At 56.0% G+C, this 416-nt stretch carries 1 protein-coding gene; it reads right to left on the bottom strand.

Annotated features, from left to right (window positions below; genetic code table 11):
• A partial coding sequence (locus AC5ZGW_RS47235; protein ID WP_496114284.1) for a TadE/TadG family type IV pilus assembly protein occupies positions 1–208 on the bottom strand: 208 nt, incomplete at its 3' end.
• Positions 209–416 lie beyond the last annotated feature (208 nt).

Below are 416 nucleotides of genomic sequence, written 5' to 3'. Positions count from 1 at the left end.
CGAGCTGCGTGCGTTCCTGGCTGGTAAGGCCTGCGACAGCTGTACGCGCGGCATCCGCAGTCAACTGCTGGACGGAATGGGCCGCGCTGAGGTAGATGCCATAGGCGATCATCGTCAGCACGATCAGCATGAAAAGCGGTGCGACGATCGCAAATTCAATGGCGGCGGCGCCCGCAATATTGGCGCGGAATCGACGATACAGCTTCATGTTTTCACCTCGCTTGCTGCCGAGCTGTGGTCTCGATCAGCCGTTGAGAGTGTAAATCAGCATTTCTTAATTTTGGTTTATCTAATAAACGTAATGGCTGTATTGGTGAAGGCTAAGGCCCGCGCTGACCTCATTCGGGTCGCAACATACGTCGACCGCCAAACCATACAAAGGCGCGCCACAAGGGCGCGCCCGCAAGTCTTCGAGA

The organism is Bradyrhizobium sp. Crot121 (assembly GCF_059512385.1).
This window is presented reverse-complemented; position numbering and strand designations above follow the sequence as displayed.